The organism is Curtobacterium sp. MCSS17_005, from assembly GCF_003234225.2.
Lineage (GTDB): Bacteria > Actinomycetota > Actinomycetes > Actinomycetales > Microbacteriaceae > Curtobacterium > Curtobacterium flaccumfaciens.
Genome location: NZ_CP126258.1, coordinates 939037 through 954743, shown reverse-complemented (window position 1 = coordinate 954743; position 15707 = coordinate 939037). Strand labels below are relative to the sequence as shown.

16 protein-coding genes are annotated in these 15707 nt (G+C 70.7%); 4 read left to right on the top strand and 12 right to left on the bottom strand.

Going from position 1 to position 15707, the window contains the following annotated elements; genetic code table 11:
- Positions 1-82 precede the first annotated feature (82 nt).
- Complete coding sequence (locus tag DEJ20_RS04710) at positions 83-451, bottom strand: twin-arginine translocase TatA/TatE family subunit (RefSeq protein ID WP_027464570.1); 369 nt, start codon at positions 449-451, stop codon at positions 83-85.
- Positions 452-515: 64 nt separating this feature from the next.
- Between DEJ20_RS04710 and DEJ20_RS04705 the strand changes: the two genes are divergently transcribed.
- The gene (locus DEJ20_RS04705; protein ID WP_017887052.1) at positions 516-1148 is read left to right on the top strand and encodes an O-methyltransferase; all 633 of its coding nucleotides are present in this window, start codon (positions 516-518) and stop codon (positions 1146-1148) included.
- A gap of 27 nt (positions 1149-1175) precedes the next feature.
- Here the strand turns inward: DEJ20_RS04705 and DEJ20_RS04700 are convergent, their stop codons facing one another.
- The 4 genes from DEJ20_RS04700 to dapE form a co-directional block, all read right to left on the bottom strand.
- Positions 1176-1904 (bottom strand): AAA family ATPase, encoded by a 729-nt coding sequence (locus DEJ20_RS04700; protein ID WP_111235448.1) that lies wholly within the window; start codon positions 1902-1904, stop codon positions 1176-1178.
- 123 nt (positions 1905-2027) lie between these two features.
- Positions 2028-2198 carry a DUF3117 domain-containing protein gene (locus DEJ20_RS04695; protein ID WP_017887054.1) on the bottom strand — a complete coding sequence of 57 codons (171 nt, stop codon included), beginning with the start codon at positions 2196-2198 and terminating at the stop codon, positions 2028-2030.
- A gap of 147 nt (positions 2199-2345) precedes the next feature.
- On the bottom strand, positions 2346-3590 hold the full coding sequence (locus DEJ20_RS04690) for a hypothetical protein (RefSeq protein ID WP_111235503.1): 1245 nt from the start codon (positions 3588-3590) through the stop codon (positions 2346-2348).
- Positions 3575-4657, bottom strand: coding sequence for a succinyl-diaminopimelate desuccinylase (gene dapE, locus DEJ20_RS04685; RefSeq protein WP_111235447.1), 1083 nt, complete (start codon positions 4655-4657; stop codon positions 3575-3577). The genes DEJ20_RS04690 and dapE overlap by 16 nt, the downstream gene beginning before the upstream one ends.
- Positions 4658-4776: 119 nt before the next feature.
- On the opposite strand from dapE, the gene dapD reads away from it, so the two are divergent.
- Positions 4777-5742, top strand: coding sequence for a 2,3,4,5-tetrahydropyridine-2,6-dicarboxylate N-succinyltransferase (gene dapD, locus DEJ20_RS04680; protein WP_111235446.1), 966 nt, complete (start codon positions 4777-4779; stop codon positions 5740-5742).
- A gap of 404 nt (positions 5743-6146) precedes the next feature.
- On the opposite strand, the gene DEJ20_RS04675 is transcribed toward dapD, so the two are convergent.
- From DEJ20_RS04675 to typA, 7 genes are all read right to left on the bottom strand, one after another.
- Positions 6147-7445, bottom strand: coding sequence for a citrate synthase (locus DEJ20_RS04675; protein ID WP_111103151.1), 1299 nt, complete (start codon positions 7443-7445; stop codon positions 6147-6149).
- 164 nt (positions 7446-7609) lie between these two features.
- Positions 7610-8728: a succinyldiaminopimelate transaminase gene (gene dapC / locus DEJ20_RS04670; protein WP_111235445.1), complete on the bottom strand. Its 1119-nt coding sequence runs from the start codon at positions 8726-8728 to the stop codon at positions 7610-7612.
- 12 nt (positions 8729-8740) lie between these two features.
- Positions 8741-9058 carry a ferredoxin gene (gene fdxA, locus DEJ20_RS04665; protein ID WP_017887060.1) on the bottom strand — a complete coding sequence of 106 codons (318 nt, stop codon included), beginning with the start codon at positions 9056-9058 and terminating at the stop codon, positions 8741-8743.
- Between the two features lie 35 nt (positions 9059-9093).
- The gene (locus tag DEJ20_RS04660) at positions 9094-10278 is read right to left on the bottom strand and encodes a PIG-L family deacetylase (protein WP_111235444.1); all 1185 of its coding nucleotides are present in this window, start codon (positions 10276-10278) and stop codon (positions 9094-9096) included.
- Between the two features lie 19 nt (positions 10279-10297).
- Positions 10298-10846 (bottom strand): hypothetical protein, encoded by a 549-nt coding sequence (locus DEJ20_RS04655; protein ID WP_071404165.1) that lies wholly within the window; start codon positions 10844-10846, stop codon positions 10298-10300.
- Between the two features lie 117 nt (positions 10847-10963).
- Complete coding sequence (locus DEJ20_RS04650) at positions 10964-12157, bottom strand: amidohydrolase (protein ID WP_220034990.1); 1194 nt, start codon at positions 12155-12157, stop codon at positions 10964-10966.
- 100 nt (positions 12158-12257) lie between these two features.
- Positions 12258-14180: a translational GTPase TypA gene (typA, locus tag DEJ20_RS04645; protein ID WP_027464562.1), complete on the bottom strand. Its 1923-nt coding sequence runs from the start codon at positions 14178-14180 to the stop codon at positions 12258-12260.
- Positions 14181-14301: 121 nt separating this feature from the next.
- Here typA and DEJ20_RS04640 point away from each other — a divergent pair, with 121 nt between their 5' ends.
- Entirely contained in the window at positions 14302-15051 is a 750-nt protein-coding gene (locus DEJ20_RS04640; protein ID WP_111235442.1) for a CPBP family intramembrane glutamic endopeptidase, read from the top strand.
- A gap of 76 nt (positions 15052-15127) precedes the next feature.
- Positions 15128-15607, top strand: coding sequence for a peroxiredoxin (locus DEJ20_RS04635; protein WP_111094745.1), 480 nt, complete (start codon positions 15128-15130; stop codon positions 15605-15607).
- Positions 15608-15707 lie beyond the last annotated feature (100 nt).

Sequence of the window (15707 nt, the reverse complement as noted above, 5' to 3'; positions counted from 1 at the left end):
CGACGCGACCCCCTGACGGACTGGAGGCCCGGTGCCAGCTGGCATCGGGCCTCCAGTCCGTCGTGTGCGGACGTGACGGGCGTCAGGTCGCCTCGGCGTCGAAGGGTGCCGGTTCACCGGCGGCCAGGGGCACGACGGGAGCCGTCGCCCGCACCTTCGAGGCAGTCACCTGCGCGGTCTGGACGGCTGCGGCACTCGTGCCGGAGTCGAGCAGGGCGTCGCGGATGATGCGGCGCGGGTCGTACTGGCGCGGGTCGAGCTTCTGCCACTCGATGTCGTCGAACTCGGGGCCCATCTCGTCGCGCATCCGCTCCTTCGCGGTGTCGGCGAACCGACGGACTGCCTTGACGAACTCGGCCAGCTTCTGGGCGTACATCGGCAGGCGCTGCGGCCCGAGCAAGAGGACGCCGATGACCCCGATGATCAGGATCTTGTCGAGCGGGATGTCCACGCGAGCGAGCCTAACGCGTGCTGCTGCGTTGCACCTCTAGAGTTGTCTCCCGAACGGAGTGTGCGTGTCAGAGAAAGAGTCGAACTGGAAGTTCGCCGAGGACATCGTCTCGGAGACCGAGGCGATCGCCCGTGCTCGTGAGCACTCCCTGGAACTCGGGGTCGAAGCGATCTCGCCTGCGATCGGTGCGCAGATCGGGGTCATCGCCGCAGCCTCGCGAGCCACGAGCATCATCGAGATCGGCACCGGCCTCGGGGTCTCCGGCCTGTACCTGCTCGCCGGCGCCCCGAACGCAACCCTGACCACGATCGACGTCGAGGTCGACCACCAGCAGTTCGCCCGCGACGCCTACATCAGCGCCGGCACCGCTCCCGCACGGATCCGGCTCATCCCCGGTCGAGCGAACCAGGTGCTCCCCCGCATGAACGAGGCCTCGTACGACGTCGTCCTCGTCGACGCCGACCCCGAGCACGTGATCGAGTACGTCGAGCACGGTCTGCGGCTCGCCCGCCTGGGTGGCACCGTCCTGGTGCCGCACGCCCTCTGGCGCGGACGCGTGGCCGACCCGGTGAAGCGCGACCGCGCCACCACGGACTTCCGGCTGCTCCTGACCGAGGTCTCGACCTCGGGTGCGGTGCGCAGCGCGCTGTCGCCCGCCGGTGACGGGCTGCTGCAGCTGACGAAGGTCACCAACTAGCGCTCGACCCGCCGCCGCTCGCGCAGGTCAGTCCAGGTGCCGCAGGTACCGCTCGGGCGACTCGAGGAACGCACGCTCGTTCCGCACCAGGTCGAGGTCGCGCCACTCGGTGCGCCGCAGGCCCCACTCGCCGACCTCGTGGATCTCGGCACCGGGGAACGCGGCGAGCACGGGTGAGTGGGTCGAGAGCACGACCTGGCCGACGCCGGTCTCGACGATCGAGCGCAACAGTGCGATCAGGGTGAGACAGCCCGAGAACGACAGGGCGGACTCCGGCTCGTCGAGGATCCAGAGCCCGGGCCAGCGCGCCCGATCGATGACGAAGTCCAGGAACGCCTCGCCGTGGCTGCGCTCGTGGAACACCGGCTCGGGCCGGCTGCGGTTCGGGTGCTCCTCGAGGTAGGTGAAGAAGCCGTGCATGGTCTCAGCACGCAGGAAGAAGCCACCGCGAGGTGCACCGAAGTCACGTCGCAGGACGATGTGCTGCCACAGGTCCGATTCGGACGGGCGGGTCGAGTGGTGCGCCCCGGTCGAGCCGCCTTCCGGGGACATCCCGAACGCGAGCGCGATGGCCTCGACCAGGGTCGACTTGCCGACACCGTTGTCCCCGACGAACACCGTCACCGGGTCCAGCTCGAGGCCCTCGTCGAGCAGCTGCCGGATCGGCGGGAGCGTGGCCGGCCACTCGTCGCGCGGCATCGGGTCCGGGTCGCGGTACTCCTCGACGCGTCGGATGGGCAGGTGGGTCCTCGGCACGGCCCCATCCTGCCGGAGCCGACCGACAGCGCCGCGGATCCCCCAGCCACGGGATCGTCGGCGGACAGACGGAAGGCCCGGAGCGTACACGCTCCGGGCCTTCCGTTCTGGTGCTTCGACGTACTAGGCCGAGACGACCTCAGCGAGTGCGTCGTGGAGTTCCTTGGCCTCGGCATCGTTGACCGAGACGACCAGGCGGCCTCCACCTTCGAGCGGAACCCGCACGATGATGAGTCGACCCTCCTTAACAGCCTCCATCGGCCCGTCACCGGTCCTCGGCTTCATGGCTGCCATCAGATGTCCCCTTTCGTGCAGTAAATGCAGCCCCATTATCCCGTATGGAGGGGGCAACTGCGAAACCGCCCAGGTTGGGGGTGTCGGATGTGCCGTTCTGATGCTCCGCAGAACGCGGTTCCACGGGCCTCCGGCGCCCCGCATCGATCACGGCGGGGTCCAGTCGTAGCCGTCGATCCACCACGTGTAGTACAGCCAGACCCACTGCAGCCCGACGAACGCGACGACGACGGCCACGCGGTACACCCGCGACCGCGGCAGCGCCACGATCCCGAGCAGCGGTGCGATCGGCACGAGGATGCGCCACGTGCTCGACTGCGGGAAGAACACCGCGAGCAGGTACACGAGGTACGCCACGCCCCAGAGTCGGAGCTCGATGCCGATCCGGCGTGCGGCGGGCATGCCCACGAACGCCGCGAACCCGACGAGCACGACGACGAGCAGCACCGTGCCGGCCGGCTGCCCGAACCACCACCCGAAGCCCTGCACCCACGGCGCGAACGGCACGAGTTCCTTCCACCCGATGTACGACGACCGCCAGGCGAGCTCGGTGTCCGTGTAGGCCTTCGGCACCCCGGTGACCGCCCACGCGATCGCCGGCCACGCCAGACCGACCAGACCCGACACCGTGGCGACCACCGCGGGCGGTACGAGCCGGCGGAGGATCAGCGGTTCCGACGAGCGCACCCACGCCGGGCGGATCGCCCACGCGGCCACGAAGAGCACCACCAGGAACGCGAAGGCGAGCCCCGTCGGTCGGGTCATGCCGAGCAGGAGCACGACGGGCAGCATCGCCCACCACCGTCGATCCACCATGAGCAGCAGCGCGACGAGCAGCAGGAACAGACCCATCGACTCCGCGTAGGCCACCTGGAACATCGCCGACACCGGTGCGACGCAGAACAGCACCGTGGCGAACGTCGCCCGTGCGGGGTCGAGGAACCGTCCCATGAGGCGGCGGAACACCAGCGCGGCCCCGAGTCCGGCGAGCAACGACACCGAGACCGCGACGAACTCGAACGACGCTCCGGTGAGCAGCGTGAGCGCCCGCACCGTGAACGGGTAGGCGGGCATGAACGCCCACGCGTTCTCGGTCACGTGCCCCGCGGCGTCGACCGGCAGCGTCGACGGGTACCCGCCCGTGGCGATCACGCGGTACCAGGCGCCGTCCCAGATCGACGCGAACGACAGGTAGCCCGGGCTCTGCACGGTGAACGAGTTCGCCGCCTGCACGCGGGCGAACGCGAGCATCATGGCGCCCGTCACGAGCCGCGCCAGCACGTAGACGACCGTGATGCGCACCCACCACGGGACGACCCGGTACCGGGCCCGCCAGCGGTTCCGAGCAGGGGTCCTCCGGGTGGCCCCCGCCGTCGTCAGGCCGTCAGCCACCGACGCAGCCCGGCCTCGACCGCGGTGATCTGCGCGACCGGGACCTGCTCGTCGTCGTGGTGGGCGAAGACCGGCTCGCCGGGGCCGTAGTTGACCGCGGGGACCCCGAGCGCCGAGAAGCGTGCGACGTCGGTCCAGCCGTACTTCGGACGGGGCTCCGGTCCGCCGACGGCCGCGACGAAGTCCTGCGCGAGCGGGGCGTCGAGCCCGGGGCGGGCACCGGCGGCGAGGTCGACGATCGTGACCTCGTACCCGTCGAACAGCTCGCGGATGTGGGCGACGGCCTCGTCGGCCGAGCGCGAGGGGGCGAACCGGTAGTTCACGTGCACCATCGCCTCGTCCGGGATGATGTTGCCCGCGATGCCGCCGCTGATGCCGACCGCGTTCAGGCCCTCGCGGTACTCGAGCCCGTCGACCGTGACTGTGCGGGGCTCGTACGCGGCCAGGGTGGCCAGGATCGGAGCGGTCTTGTGGATCGCGTTGTCACCGATCCAGCTCCGGGCGCTGTGCGAGCGCTTGCCGAACGTGCGGATCTCGGCGCGGAGGTTGCCGTTGCACCCGCCCTCGATCTGCGCCCCGGACGGCTCGCCCAGGATCGCGAAGTCGGCGGTGATGAGTTCGGGTCGCGTCCGGGCCAGGCGGCCGAGGCCGTTCAGGGCGTCGCTGACCTCCTCGTGGTCGTACCAGACCCACGTGACGTCGACCGAGGGGGCGACCAGGTCGTACGCGAGCTTGAGCTGCACCGCGCAGCCGGCCTTCATGTCGACGGTGCCGCGGCCCCAGAGGATCTCGGTGCCGTCTTCGGTGGTCCGGAACTCGGTCGGCAGGTTGTCGTTGAGCGGGACGGTGTCGATGTGTCCGGCGATGACGACCCGGCGGTCGCGGCCCAGGTTCGTCCGCGCCACGATCGCATCGCCGTCACGGATCACCTCGAGGTGCGGCAGCGGTGCGAGCACGGCCTCGATCGCGTCGGCGAGGGCCTGCTCGTTGCCGGACACCGACTCGATGTCGCAGATGGCACGGGTGATGTCGATGGACGAGGCGGTGAGGTCGAGGTGCTCCGGCATGCGGGCAGCCTATCGGCCGCCCCTCGCACCGCCCCGGCAGTCCGGACGGTCGGCAACCGGACCACCCCGGCAGTCCGGACGGACGGTGCCCGCCGACCGGCGCTCGGTACCCTGGAACCGTGACCGACACGACTGCCACCGACCGCCCGACCCACGCCTGGGGCCACGGCCTCGCGACGATCGCCACCGACGGCACGACGCTCGACACCTGGTACCCCGAGACGCACCTCGGCGCGCTGCCCGCCGACGCCGTGTTCCCCGCCGAGCTGCAGGCGCACGTCGGAGACGACCCCCGCCGCGAGGTCCGGATCGAGGCCGTCACCACCGAGATCACGATCGACGCCGGCCCGACGAGCACCCCGGACGCGTACCTCCGCCTGCACCTGCTGAGCCACCTGCACGTCCGCCCGAACGAGGTCTCCCTCGACGGCGTCTTCGGCCACCTGCCGATCGTCGCGTGGACGAACGCCGGCCCGGTGCACCCCGGGTCCCTGACGCGCCTGCGCCCGTCCCTGCAGCGCGCCGGCATCGCCGTGCACGCGATCGACAAGTTCCCGCGCCTGGTCGACTACGTCGTGCCGGACCGCGTGCGGATCGGCGACGCGAACCGGGTCCGCCTCGGCGCACACCTGGCACCGGGCACGACCGTCATGCACGAGGGCTTCGTGAACTTCAACGCCGGCACCCTGGGTGACGCCATGATCGAGGGCCGCGTCTCGCAGGGCGTCGTCGTCGGCAACGGCACCGACATCGGCGGCGGCGCCTCGATCATGGGCACCCTGTCCGGCGGTGGCACCCACCGTGTCTCGCTCGGCGAACGCGCGCTGCTCGGCGCGAACGCGGGCCTCGGCATCTCGCTCGGCGACGACTCCGTCATCGAGGCCGGTCTCTACGTCACGGCCGGCACGAAGGTGGTGCTGGTCGGCGCGGCCCCGAACCCCGACGGCACCCCGAAGACCGTCAAGGCCGCGGAGCTCTCCGGTACCCCGAACATCCTGTTCCGCCGCAACAGCATCAGCGGCGCCGTCGAGGCACTGCAGCGCAAGGGCGAGGGCATCCAGCTGAACACCGCACTGCACGCGTAGCGCACCGCGAGCGGTCGCAACACGCCGCCTGCGCGCTCCGAGGGTGCACGAACTGTCGCTCCGGCACCCGCCGGACGACAGTTCGCAACCACTCGGCGGAGGTGAGCGGCGCGTCCCGCCACGCCGCGCCCGACACACCCGCCTGGAGGCCCGGCGCCGGTCCACGAGACCGGCACCGGGCCTCCAGGCGGTCGCGTCCAGTGCCCCACCCCGCCCCGCGAGTGATCACAACACACCGTCCGCGGGCGCCGAGGGCGCACGAACCGTCGTTTCGACACCCGCCGGACGACAGTTCGCGACCACTCGGCGGAGGCGAGCGGCGCGTCCCGCCGGACGGCGACACTCTGCGCACACGCACGAGCGCCCCGCGCCACGGAACCGTGGGGCGGGGCGCTCGGAGTCGATCAGCGCTCGGGGACGTCGCGCTCGGGCGCACCCACGTAGAGCTGCTGGGGGCGACCGATCTTGTTGAGCGGGTCGTTGTTCAGCTCGCGCCACTGGGCGATCCAGCCCGGCAGACGACCGATGGCGAACAGGACGGTGAACATCCTCGGCGGGAAGCCCATCGCCTTGTAGATGATGCCGGTGTAGAAGTCGACGTTCGGGTAGAGCTTGCGGCTGACGAAGTACTCGTCCTCGAGCGCGATCTGCTCGAGTTCCATCGCGATGTCGAGCAGGTCGTCCTGCACACCGAGGGACTCGAGGACCTCGTGCGCGGACTCCTTGACGAGCTTCGCGCGCGGGTCGTAGTTCTTGTAGACGCGGTGTCCGAAGCCCATGAGCTTGACGCCCTGCTCCTTGTTCTTCACCCGCTCGACGAAGCGCGTGACGGGCTCGCCCGAGTCCTTGATCTGCTGGAGCATCTCGAGCACGGCCTCGTTCGCGCCACCGTGCAGCGGGCCGTACAGGGCGTTGATGCCGGCGGAGATCGACGCGAACATGTTCGCCTTCGTCGAGCCGACCATGCGCACCGTCGAGGTCGAGGCGTTCTGCTCGTGGTCCTCGTGCAGGATGAGGAGCCGCTCGAGCGCCTTCGAGAGCACCGGGTTCGGCTTGTAGGTCTCGGCCATGGTGCCGAAGTTCAGCCGCAGGAAGTTGTCGACGAACGACAGCGAGTTGTCCGGGTACAGGAACGCCTGCCCGATGGCCTTCTTGTGGGCGTAGGCCGCGATCACCGGGAGCTTGGCGAGGAGCCGGACGGTCTGCAGCTCGACCTTCTCGGGGTCGTCCACGTCCATGTCGTCCTCGTAGTACGTGGACAGGGCGCTGACGGCGCTCGAGAGCACGGACATCGGGTGCGCCGAGTGCGGCAGGGCGTCGAACAGGCGGCGGAGGTCTTCGTGCAGCAGGGTGTGCCGACGGATGCGGGCGTCGAACTGCTCGAGCTCGGTGGGGGTCGGCAGCTCACCGTAGATCAGGAGCCACGCGACCTCGAGGAACGTGCAGTTCCCGGCGATCTGGTCGATCGGGTACCCGCGGTAGCGCAGGATCCCCTGGTCGCCGTCGATGTAGGTGATCGCGCTCTTCGTCGCACCGGTGTTCACGAACCCGTAGTCGAGCGTGTTCATCCCGGTCTGCTTCTTGAAGGTCGAGATGTCGATAGCGGACGCGCCGTCGACGCTCTGCAGGATCGGGAACTCCGCCGTGCCACCCGGGAACGTCAGCGTCGCGGTCGCGCCCTGCTGTTCGGCGGCGGGACTCACGGGGACGGGCGTGGTGGGCGGTGTGGCCGTCTTCTGAGCGTCATTGGCAGTGTCAGTCACGAGGACAGCCTAATCGCGGCACCTGTCGGTCGTGCACACATCCCAGGTGACGATTTGGTGGTTCCCAGGGATTGCGGGCACCACCGGAACGACTCGTGTCCGTGCTACGCGGTGCCGAGGCGACGGCTGCTCGCCAGTCGCTGCGACGCTGCGGCGATGCGCTCGTCGGTCGCCGTCAGGGCCACGCGGACGTGCTCGCCCCCTGCTGCGCCGTAGAACGTGCCCGGTGCGACGAGGATCCCGCGGTCGGCGAGCCAGGCCACGGTGTCGAGTGCGGGTTCGCCACGGGTGGCCCAGAGGTAGAGCCCCGCCTCGCTGTGGTCGATCCGGAACCCGGCATCCTCGAGTGCTCGCCGGAGCATGTTCCGGCGCGCCCGGTAGCGGGCCTTCTGCTGCTGCACGTGGGTCTCGTCCTGGAGCGCGACGACCATGGCCTGCTGCACGGGCAGCGGCGGCATGAGCCCCGCGTGCTTCCGGACGGCCAGGACGTCGGCCAGGATCGCGGCGTCACCGGCGACGAAGGCCGCACGGTAGCCGGCGAGGTTCGACTGCTTCGACAGCGAGTACACGCTGAGCACGCCGTCGAGCGAGTCACCGACGACCCGGGGGTCGAGGATGGTGGGCGTCGGGGTGGTGGCGTACTCCGGGTCCCACCCGAGCTCGGCGTAGCACTCGTCGCCGACGATGACGGCTCCGAGCTCGCGGGCGCGCACCACGGCGGCACGGAGCTCGTCGATGGTCAGCACGCGGCCGTCGGGGTTGCCCGGGGAGTTCAGCCACACGAGCTTCGTGCTGGACGGCCACGCCGCCGGGTCGTCCGACGCGAGGGCCTCGGCGCGGACCAGTGCGGCGCCGAGCTCGTACGTCGGGTACGCGGCGGCCGGGAACACCACGGTGTCACCGGGGCCGATGCCGAGCCAGAGCGCGAGGCCCGCGATGAACTCCTTCGAGCCGATCGTCGGCAGCGCGTTCGCCTCGGTCAGGGCGACGCCGTGCCGGCGGCCGTACCAGTCGGCGATGGCCTGTCGCAGCGCCGGGGTGCCGGCGACCTGCGGGTAGGCGTGCGCATCGGTCGCGGTGGCCAGGGCGGTGCGGACGACCTCGGGCGTGGGGTCGACGGGCGATCCGACGCTGAGGTCGACGATGCCGCCCTCGTACGCCGCGGCGCGCTGCTTGAACGGGACGAGCTGGTCCCAGGGGAAGTCGGGGAGGTCGAGCGCCACGAGGGGGTCCGGTCAGCCGCGGACGGGCTCGGCCGCGACGACGGGGTGGTCCTTGTGGATCACGCCGACCTTCGCAGCGCCGCCGGGCGAGCCGACCTCGTCGAAGAACTCGACGTTGGCCTTGTAGTAGTCGGCCCACTGGTCGGGCAGGTCGTCCTCGTAGTAGATGGCCTCGACGGGGCAGACCGGCTCACACGCACCGCAGTCGACGCACTCGTCGGGGTGGATGTAGAGCGAGCGGTCACCCTCGTAGATGCAGTCGACCGGGCATTCGTCGATGCAGGCACGGTCCTTGACGTCGACACAGGGCTGGGCGATCACGTAGGTCACGGTTCGGGTGCTCCCTTCGACGAGCGGGTTCGAGTCTACTCGCGGCCCGGGGCCGTCCGGGACCGCAGCCCCGACAGGTCCGGCCACGCGAGGACCAGGGCGGCGATCACCGCGGGGGCGAAGTTCCACACGTACCCGGCCGCGTTGGCGAGGACGAGCGGCGAGCTCTCCCCGCCGACCGACACGAGCACCTGCGTCGCGACGAGGATCCCGATGCCGATCGCGGCGACCATCGTCCGCGAGCGGTAGACGAGCCGCACGCCCACGGTCAGGCCGAGCACGATGAGGGTGGTGATGACGAGTCCGACCGGGAACGCGCCGAGCGTCTGCTGGTGCGTGACCGTCCCGAGCCCGCCGGCGAGCAGCCCGAGCAGCAGCGAGACGACGACCGCCGCGGCCTTGCCCTGGCCGGACATCTCGGCGTAGGTCTGCGGGGCCGCCGGCTGCGGGGCCGCGTCGTGCCGGAACGCCTCGACCGCCGGGGCGTGCTGCCGGACGCCGTGCGGCATCACCCACGACAGGGCACTCGGGTCGGCGGGGTCCACGGGGTCGACAGCGACCTGGGAGCGGTACTGCTCGACAGCCGCCCGCACCTTCGCCCGGACCGGCATGACGTCGACCGTGACGTCGGCCTGACCGCTGGCGGGGTCGACGATCATCGAGAACGGGACTTCCTCGGCACGGGCTGCGTACTGCGCCGCGTGGTGCATCCGCACGTGGTCGGGATGCCCGTAGCCGCCGTCGTCGGCGTAGCTGATCACGGCGTCGGCACCGGTGGAGCGGATCGCGGCGCGGACGTCGTCGACGACCTCGCCCAGGTCCGCCGCCATCAGCGAGTCGGCCGGGGCGTCGTCCGCGGCGGTGGCCCGCCCGTCCGGGCCCCACTGCATGCCGGAGTCGACGTAGCGACGCTCCGGCAGGTCGGTCGGCCGGGCACCGCGCCCGCCGAGCCACAGGTGCTGCGGACCGCCGAGGGCGGCGAGGGCCGCAGCGATCTCGGTCTCCCGGTGCCGTGCCACCCGCGCGGGGTCGCCGGCCAGCGGGGCCAACTGCTCCGTGAGCATCTCGCCGCGCTCGCCCCGGGTCGCGGTGAGCACGGTCACCTCGGCGCCGCGCTCGAGCAGGGTCGCGATGGTCCCGCCCGACGAGAGCGTCTCGTCGTCGGGGTGGGCGTGCACGATCAGGACGCGCTCGGGGCGCGTGGCGGGGGCCTTCGACATCGTCCCCAAGGGTACGGGACTAGCGGGGCGTGACGATGTAGGTCGCCGTGACGCCGCCGCTGTCCTTGGTCTCCGAGAAGGTCAGGACGACGCGGTAGGCGTCGCTCCGGAACATGCCGAACGCGCTCGACGAGTCCGCACGCTTGGCCGACTCGGTGTACCCGGCGTCGGTGAGCTGCTGCACGGCGGCCTGGAAGTCGTCGACGGAGGCCGCCCGGACCTGCGCGACCCACCCCGAGCCGTTCGGTCCGGCTCCCCCACCGAGCACGGTGCCGTCGACGAGCGGGACGTCGGCCGACGGGAACCCGTCCGGCACCTTGCCGTCGGAGGTCACGTCGGCACCCTTGAGCGCCGTGTCGAGCGCGCCGTCGATGCCGCCGGCGACCGAGGACATGCCGTCCTGGATCGCCTTGCCGTCGATGCCCGCGACCCCGTCGGCGACGTTCGACGCGACGGAGGACCCGAGGTCGGTGGCCTGCTGCACGGCCTGGGTCGAGCAGCCGGTGAGTCCGGCCAGGGCGATGCCGGCAGCGACGGCGGCGATCAGCGGGGTACGGAGGGAACGCATGGCGCGACCGTAACGGACGAGCCGGGAGGCCCGGCGCGAGTTGGCTGTGAACGTGCCGTCCCCGGGGCGGTCACGTGCGCGGCGGGGCCGCCCCGGGCCTCCTTCCCGAAGAACGTGTCAGGCGACGTAGGCGCGCGTCGCCGCGACCAGGGCGTCGACGCCGACCGGGATCGCGGTCTCGGCCTGCGGCGCGTAGAACGGCGAGTGGTTGCTCGGGATCTCCTCGCCGCGGCGGAAGCGCTCCGGGTCGGTGATACCCGTGAACCAGTACACGAGCGGCGCTCCGGCGGCGGTGGCGAGCTGGCCGACGTCCTCCGACGCCATGGCGAGCCCGATCTCCAGGTCGCGGGCTCCCGGCACCTCGGCGCGGATGGCCTCGAGCACGGTGGCGGCGGCCTCGGCGTCGTTCACGGTGACCTCGGCGCCCGGCGCGCGCACGATCGTCGGCTCGGACAGGCCTCCGGCCGTGCTCTCGGCCCGGACGATGCGCTCGATCGAGGCGATGATGCGCTGGCGGGTCTCCTCGTTGCGGGCCCGGGTCGAGATCTCGATCACGGCCTCGTCGGGGATGATGTTCGCCCGCGTGCCGGCGTGGAAGCTGCCGACGGTGACGACCCCCGCGTCGCTCGGCGAGACCTCACGGGCGACGACGGTCTGCAGCCGCACGACGGCCGAGGCCGCGGTAACGACCGGGTCGAGCGATGCCTGCGGCGCCGAACCGTGCGCCCCTCGGCCGTTGAAGGTCACCGTCAGCCGGTCGCTCGACGCCATCACGGGGCCGGTGCCCACCGCGACGATGCCGACCGGTGCGGGTGCGGAGTGCTGCCCGAGCACGACGTCCGGCTTCGGGAACCGCTCGACCAGGCCGTCCTCGACCATCGCGCGGGCGCCGGAGATGACCTCTTCAGCAGGCTGGAAGACGGCGACGACCGTGCCGCGCCAGTCCCCCGTCGTGGCGACCAGGCGCTCCAGCGTGCCGAGCAGCCACGTGACGTGGATGTCGTGGCCGCAGGCGTGCATGGTCGGGACCTCGCGGCCCTCGTCATCGGTGCCGACGTGCTCGCTGGCGTAGGACAGGCCGGTGCGTTCCTGCACGGGCAGGCCGTCCATGTCGGCGCGGAGCCAGACCACGGGGCCCTCGCCGTTCGACACGACACCGACGACGCCGGTGCCGCCGACGCCCGTCGTCACCTCGATCCCACCGATCTCGGCGAGCTTCGCAGCGATGACACCGGCGGTGCGGTGCTCCTGGAAGCCGAGCTCCGGGTGGGCGTGCAGGTCCTGGTAGATCGAGAGCAGGTCGAGAGTCACGCTGACCACGGTACAACCGCGAACGGCCCGGCCACCTGTTGCGGGTGACCGGGCCGTCGGACGGAGGACGGGCCTCCGCGCGTGTTGCTCGCGCTGGTGCTTACGCGTCCTGGCGCTTGAGACGCGCGTAGGAGCGCTGGCGAGCCGACGCGTCCAGCTCGACCTTGCGGATGCGCACGGCGGCGGGGGTGACCTCGACGCACTCGTCCTCACGGGCGAACTCGAGGCACTCCTCCAACGAGAGCTGACGCGACGGCGTCATCGACTCGAACGTGTCGGCGTTGGCCGACCGCATGTTGGTGAGCTTCTTCTCCTTGGTGATGTTCACGTCCATGTCGTCGGCGCGCGAGTTCTCGCCGATGACCATGCCCTCGTAGACCTCTTCGGTCGGGTTGACGAAGAACGACATCCGCTCCTGGAGGTTCGTGATGGCGAACGGCGTCACCACACCGGAGCGGTCGGAGACGATCGAGCCGTTGATGCGGGTCTGGATCGCGCCGGCCCACTCGTCGTAGCCGTGGAAGATCGCGTTGGCGATGCCGGTGCCGCGGGTCTCCGTGAGGAACGACGTGCGGAAGCCGATCAGGCCGCGCGACGGGACGATGAACTCCATGCGCACCCAGCCCGTGCCGTGGTTCGTCATGTTCTCCATGCGGCCCTTGCGAGCGGCCATGAGCTGCGTGATCGCGCCGAGGTACTCCTCCGGCGTGTCGATCGTCATGTGCTCGTACGGCTCCTGCAGCTTGCCGTTCTCGTCACGCTTCGTGACCACCTGCGGCTTGCCGACGGTGAGCTCGAAGCCCTCGCGACGCATCTGCTCGACCAGGATGGCGAGTGCGAGCTCACCACGACCCTGGACCTCCCACGCGTCGGGGCGGCCGATGTCGAGGACCTTGAGCGAGACGTTGCCGACGAGCTCGCGGTCGAGGCGTTCCTTGACCATGCGGGCGGTCAGCTTGTGGCCCTTGACCTTGCCGACGAGCGGGCTGGTGTTCGTGCCGATCGTCATCGAGATCGCCGGGTCGTCGACCGTGATGGTCGGCAGCGGGCGGACGTCCTCGGGGTCGGTCAGGGTCTCGCCGATGGTGATCGTGTCGAAGCCGGCGACGGCGACGATGTCACCGGGGCCCGCCGACTCGGCCGGGTAGCGGTCGAGCGCCTTCGTGATGAGGAGCTCGGTGATGCGGGCGTTGACGACGGTGCCGTCGTGCTTGACCCACGCGACCGTCTGGCCCTTCTTCATGGTGCCGTGGAAGATGCGCAGGAGCGCCAGGCGACCGAGGAACGGGGAGGCGTCGAGGTTCGTGACGTGCGCCTGCAGCGGGTGCTCGTCGTCGTACTTCGGGGCCGGGACGTGCTGGAGGATCGCTTCGAACAGCGGCTCGAGGTCGTCGTTGTCGGGCAGCTCGCCGTCGTTCGGCTTGTTGCGCGACGCGGCACCGTTGCGACCCGAGGCGTAGACCACCGGGACGTCGAGGATCGCGTCGAGGTCGAGGTCGTCGACCTCGTCCGACAGGTCGGAGGCGAGGCCGAGGAGCAGGTCCTGGGACTCGGAGACGACCTCGTCGATGCGGGAGTCGGGCCGGTCCGTCTTGTTGACGAGCAGGATCACCGGGAGCTTCGCGGCGAGCGCCTTGCGCAGCACGAAGCGGGTCTGGGGCAGGGGACCTTCGGAGGCGTCGACGAGCAGCACGACACCGTCGACCATGGAGAGGCCGCGCTCGACCTCACCACCGAAGTCGGCGTGACCGGGCGTGTCGATCACGTTGATGGTGATGGGGCCGTCCGCGCCGAACTCGGTCGCGTGCTTGCCGTTGTAGAGCACCGACGTGTTCTTCGCGAGGATCGTGATGCCCTTCTCGCGCTCGAGGTCGTTCGAGTCCATCATGCGGTCTTCGCCCTCGAAGTGGGCGTCGAACGAGTTGGTCTGCGTGAGCATCGCGTCGACGAGGGTGGTCTTGCCGTGGTCGACGTGTGCCACGATGGCGACGTTGCGCAGGTCGGACCGGGTGGCGAGCGCCATACAGGACATCCTTCAATTTCTGGGAGAGTGTCGGGCCAGTGTTTTCACAGCACCGCACCCGTGGGCAGAACGCCCGACACGCCAGTCTACCGGTAGTTCGCAAGCGACAGGAGTACAGCGCATGAGCCGTCGGCGAACGTGGGTCGAGATCACCATCGTCCTGCTGCTCTCACTCGGTGCCAGCGCGCTCTACTCGATCCTGCAGATCATCGACGACCTGTCGCAGACGACCCCGCTCGGCGAGCAGTCGACGGCCCTGAACACCTCGTCGACGACGGTGCAGTACGTCGACCTCGCCCGGCAGCTCCTCGGCATCGCGGTGGACCTGGCCCCGGTCGCGCTCGTCTGCTACCTGCTGTGGAGCACGTCGCGGCCGCACCTCGGGCGGCTCGGCATCGACCGGTTCCGGGCGAAGCCGGACCTGGGCGGCCCGGCGCTCATCGCGCTGTGCATCGGGATCCCGGGGCTCGCGCTGTACTTCGCGGGGCGGGCGCTCGGCATCACGGTCGCGGTCGACCCCGCCGCGCTCAACTCCTACTGGTGGACGGTCCCGGTCCTGCTGCTGTCCGCGATCCGCTCGGGCCTGCAGGAAGAGGTGATCGTGATCGGGTACCTCTACGCCCGACTCGGCGACCTGGGCTGTGGTCGCTGGCAGATGATCCTGTCGACCGCCCTGCTGCGCGGCAGCTACCACCTGTACCAGGGGTTCGGGGCCTTCATCGGCAACGCGGTGATGGGCGTCGTGTTCGGCTGGATCTACACGAGGTGGGGCCGGCTCCTGCCGCTCGTCATCACGCACGCGCTGCTCGACGCGGTGGTCTTCGTCGGGTACCCCTGGGTGGCGCACGCGTTCCCGCAGTTGTTCTCGTAGGCCGCGGAGCGCATCCACAGCCCCCGCACAGCGCGCCGAGGGGCAACCACCGCCGGGCCGCCCTACCGTGAGACCCATGAGCATCCCCGCGATCGGCGAGTCCGCCCCGTCGTTCACCCTGCCGGGGATGGTCGTGCGCGGCGGCGTCCGCACCGACGACGAGTACGACCTGTCCGCCGAGATCGGCCGCACCGTGGTGCTGGCCTTCTACCCGGGCGACGCGACGGCGGTCTGCACGGCCCAGCTCTGCAGCTACCAGGCCGAACTCGACGAGTTCACCGACCTCGGCGCGACCGTGTGGGGCATCAGCCCGCAGGCACTCGATTCGCACGAGGGCTTCGCCCGCGGATCCTCGCTCGCGTTCCCGCTGCTCAGCGACACCGCCGGTTCGGTGATCCGCGCCTACGGGGTGCAGGCCCCGGGCATCGGCCTGCGCCGATCGGTCTTCGTGATCGGCCCCGACGGCGTGGTCCGCTGGCGGCACATCGGCCTCGTCGGCTTGCGGTTCCCGAAGGCCGAGACCATCCGCGAACAGATCGAACTGCTCGTTTCGTAGCCCCCGGCGTGGGAGTCCACTGAATGCGTCGCGGTGGGGTATTGACACCCGAACTGGGGGCGACGACCATTGACCGCACGAGGGTCCGTCCAGGATCTGC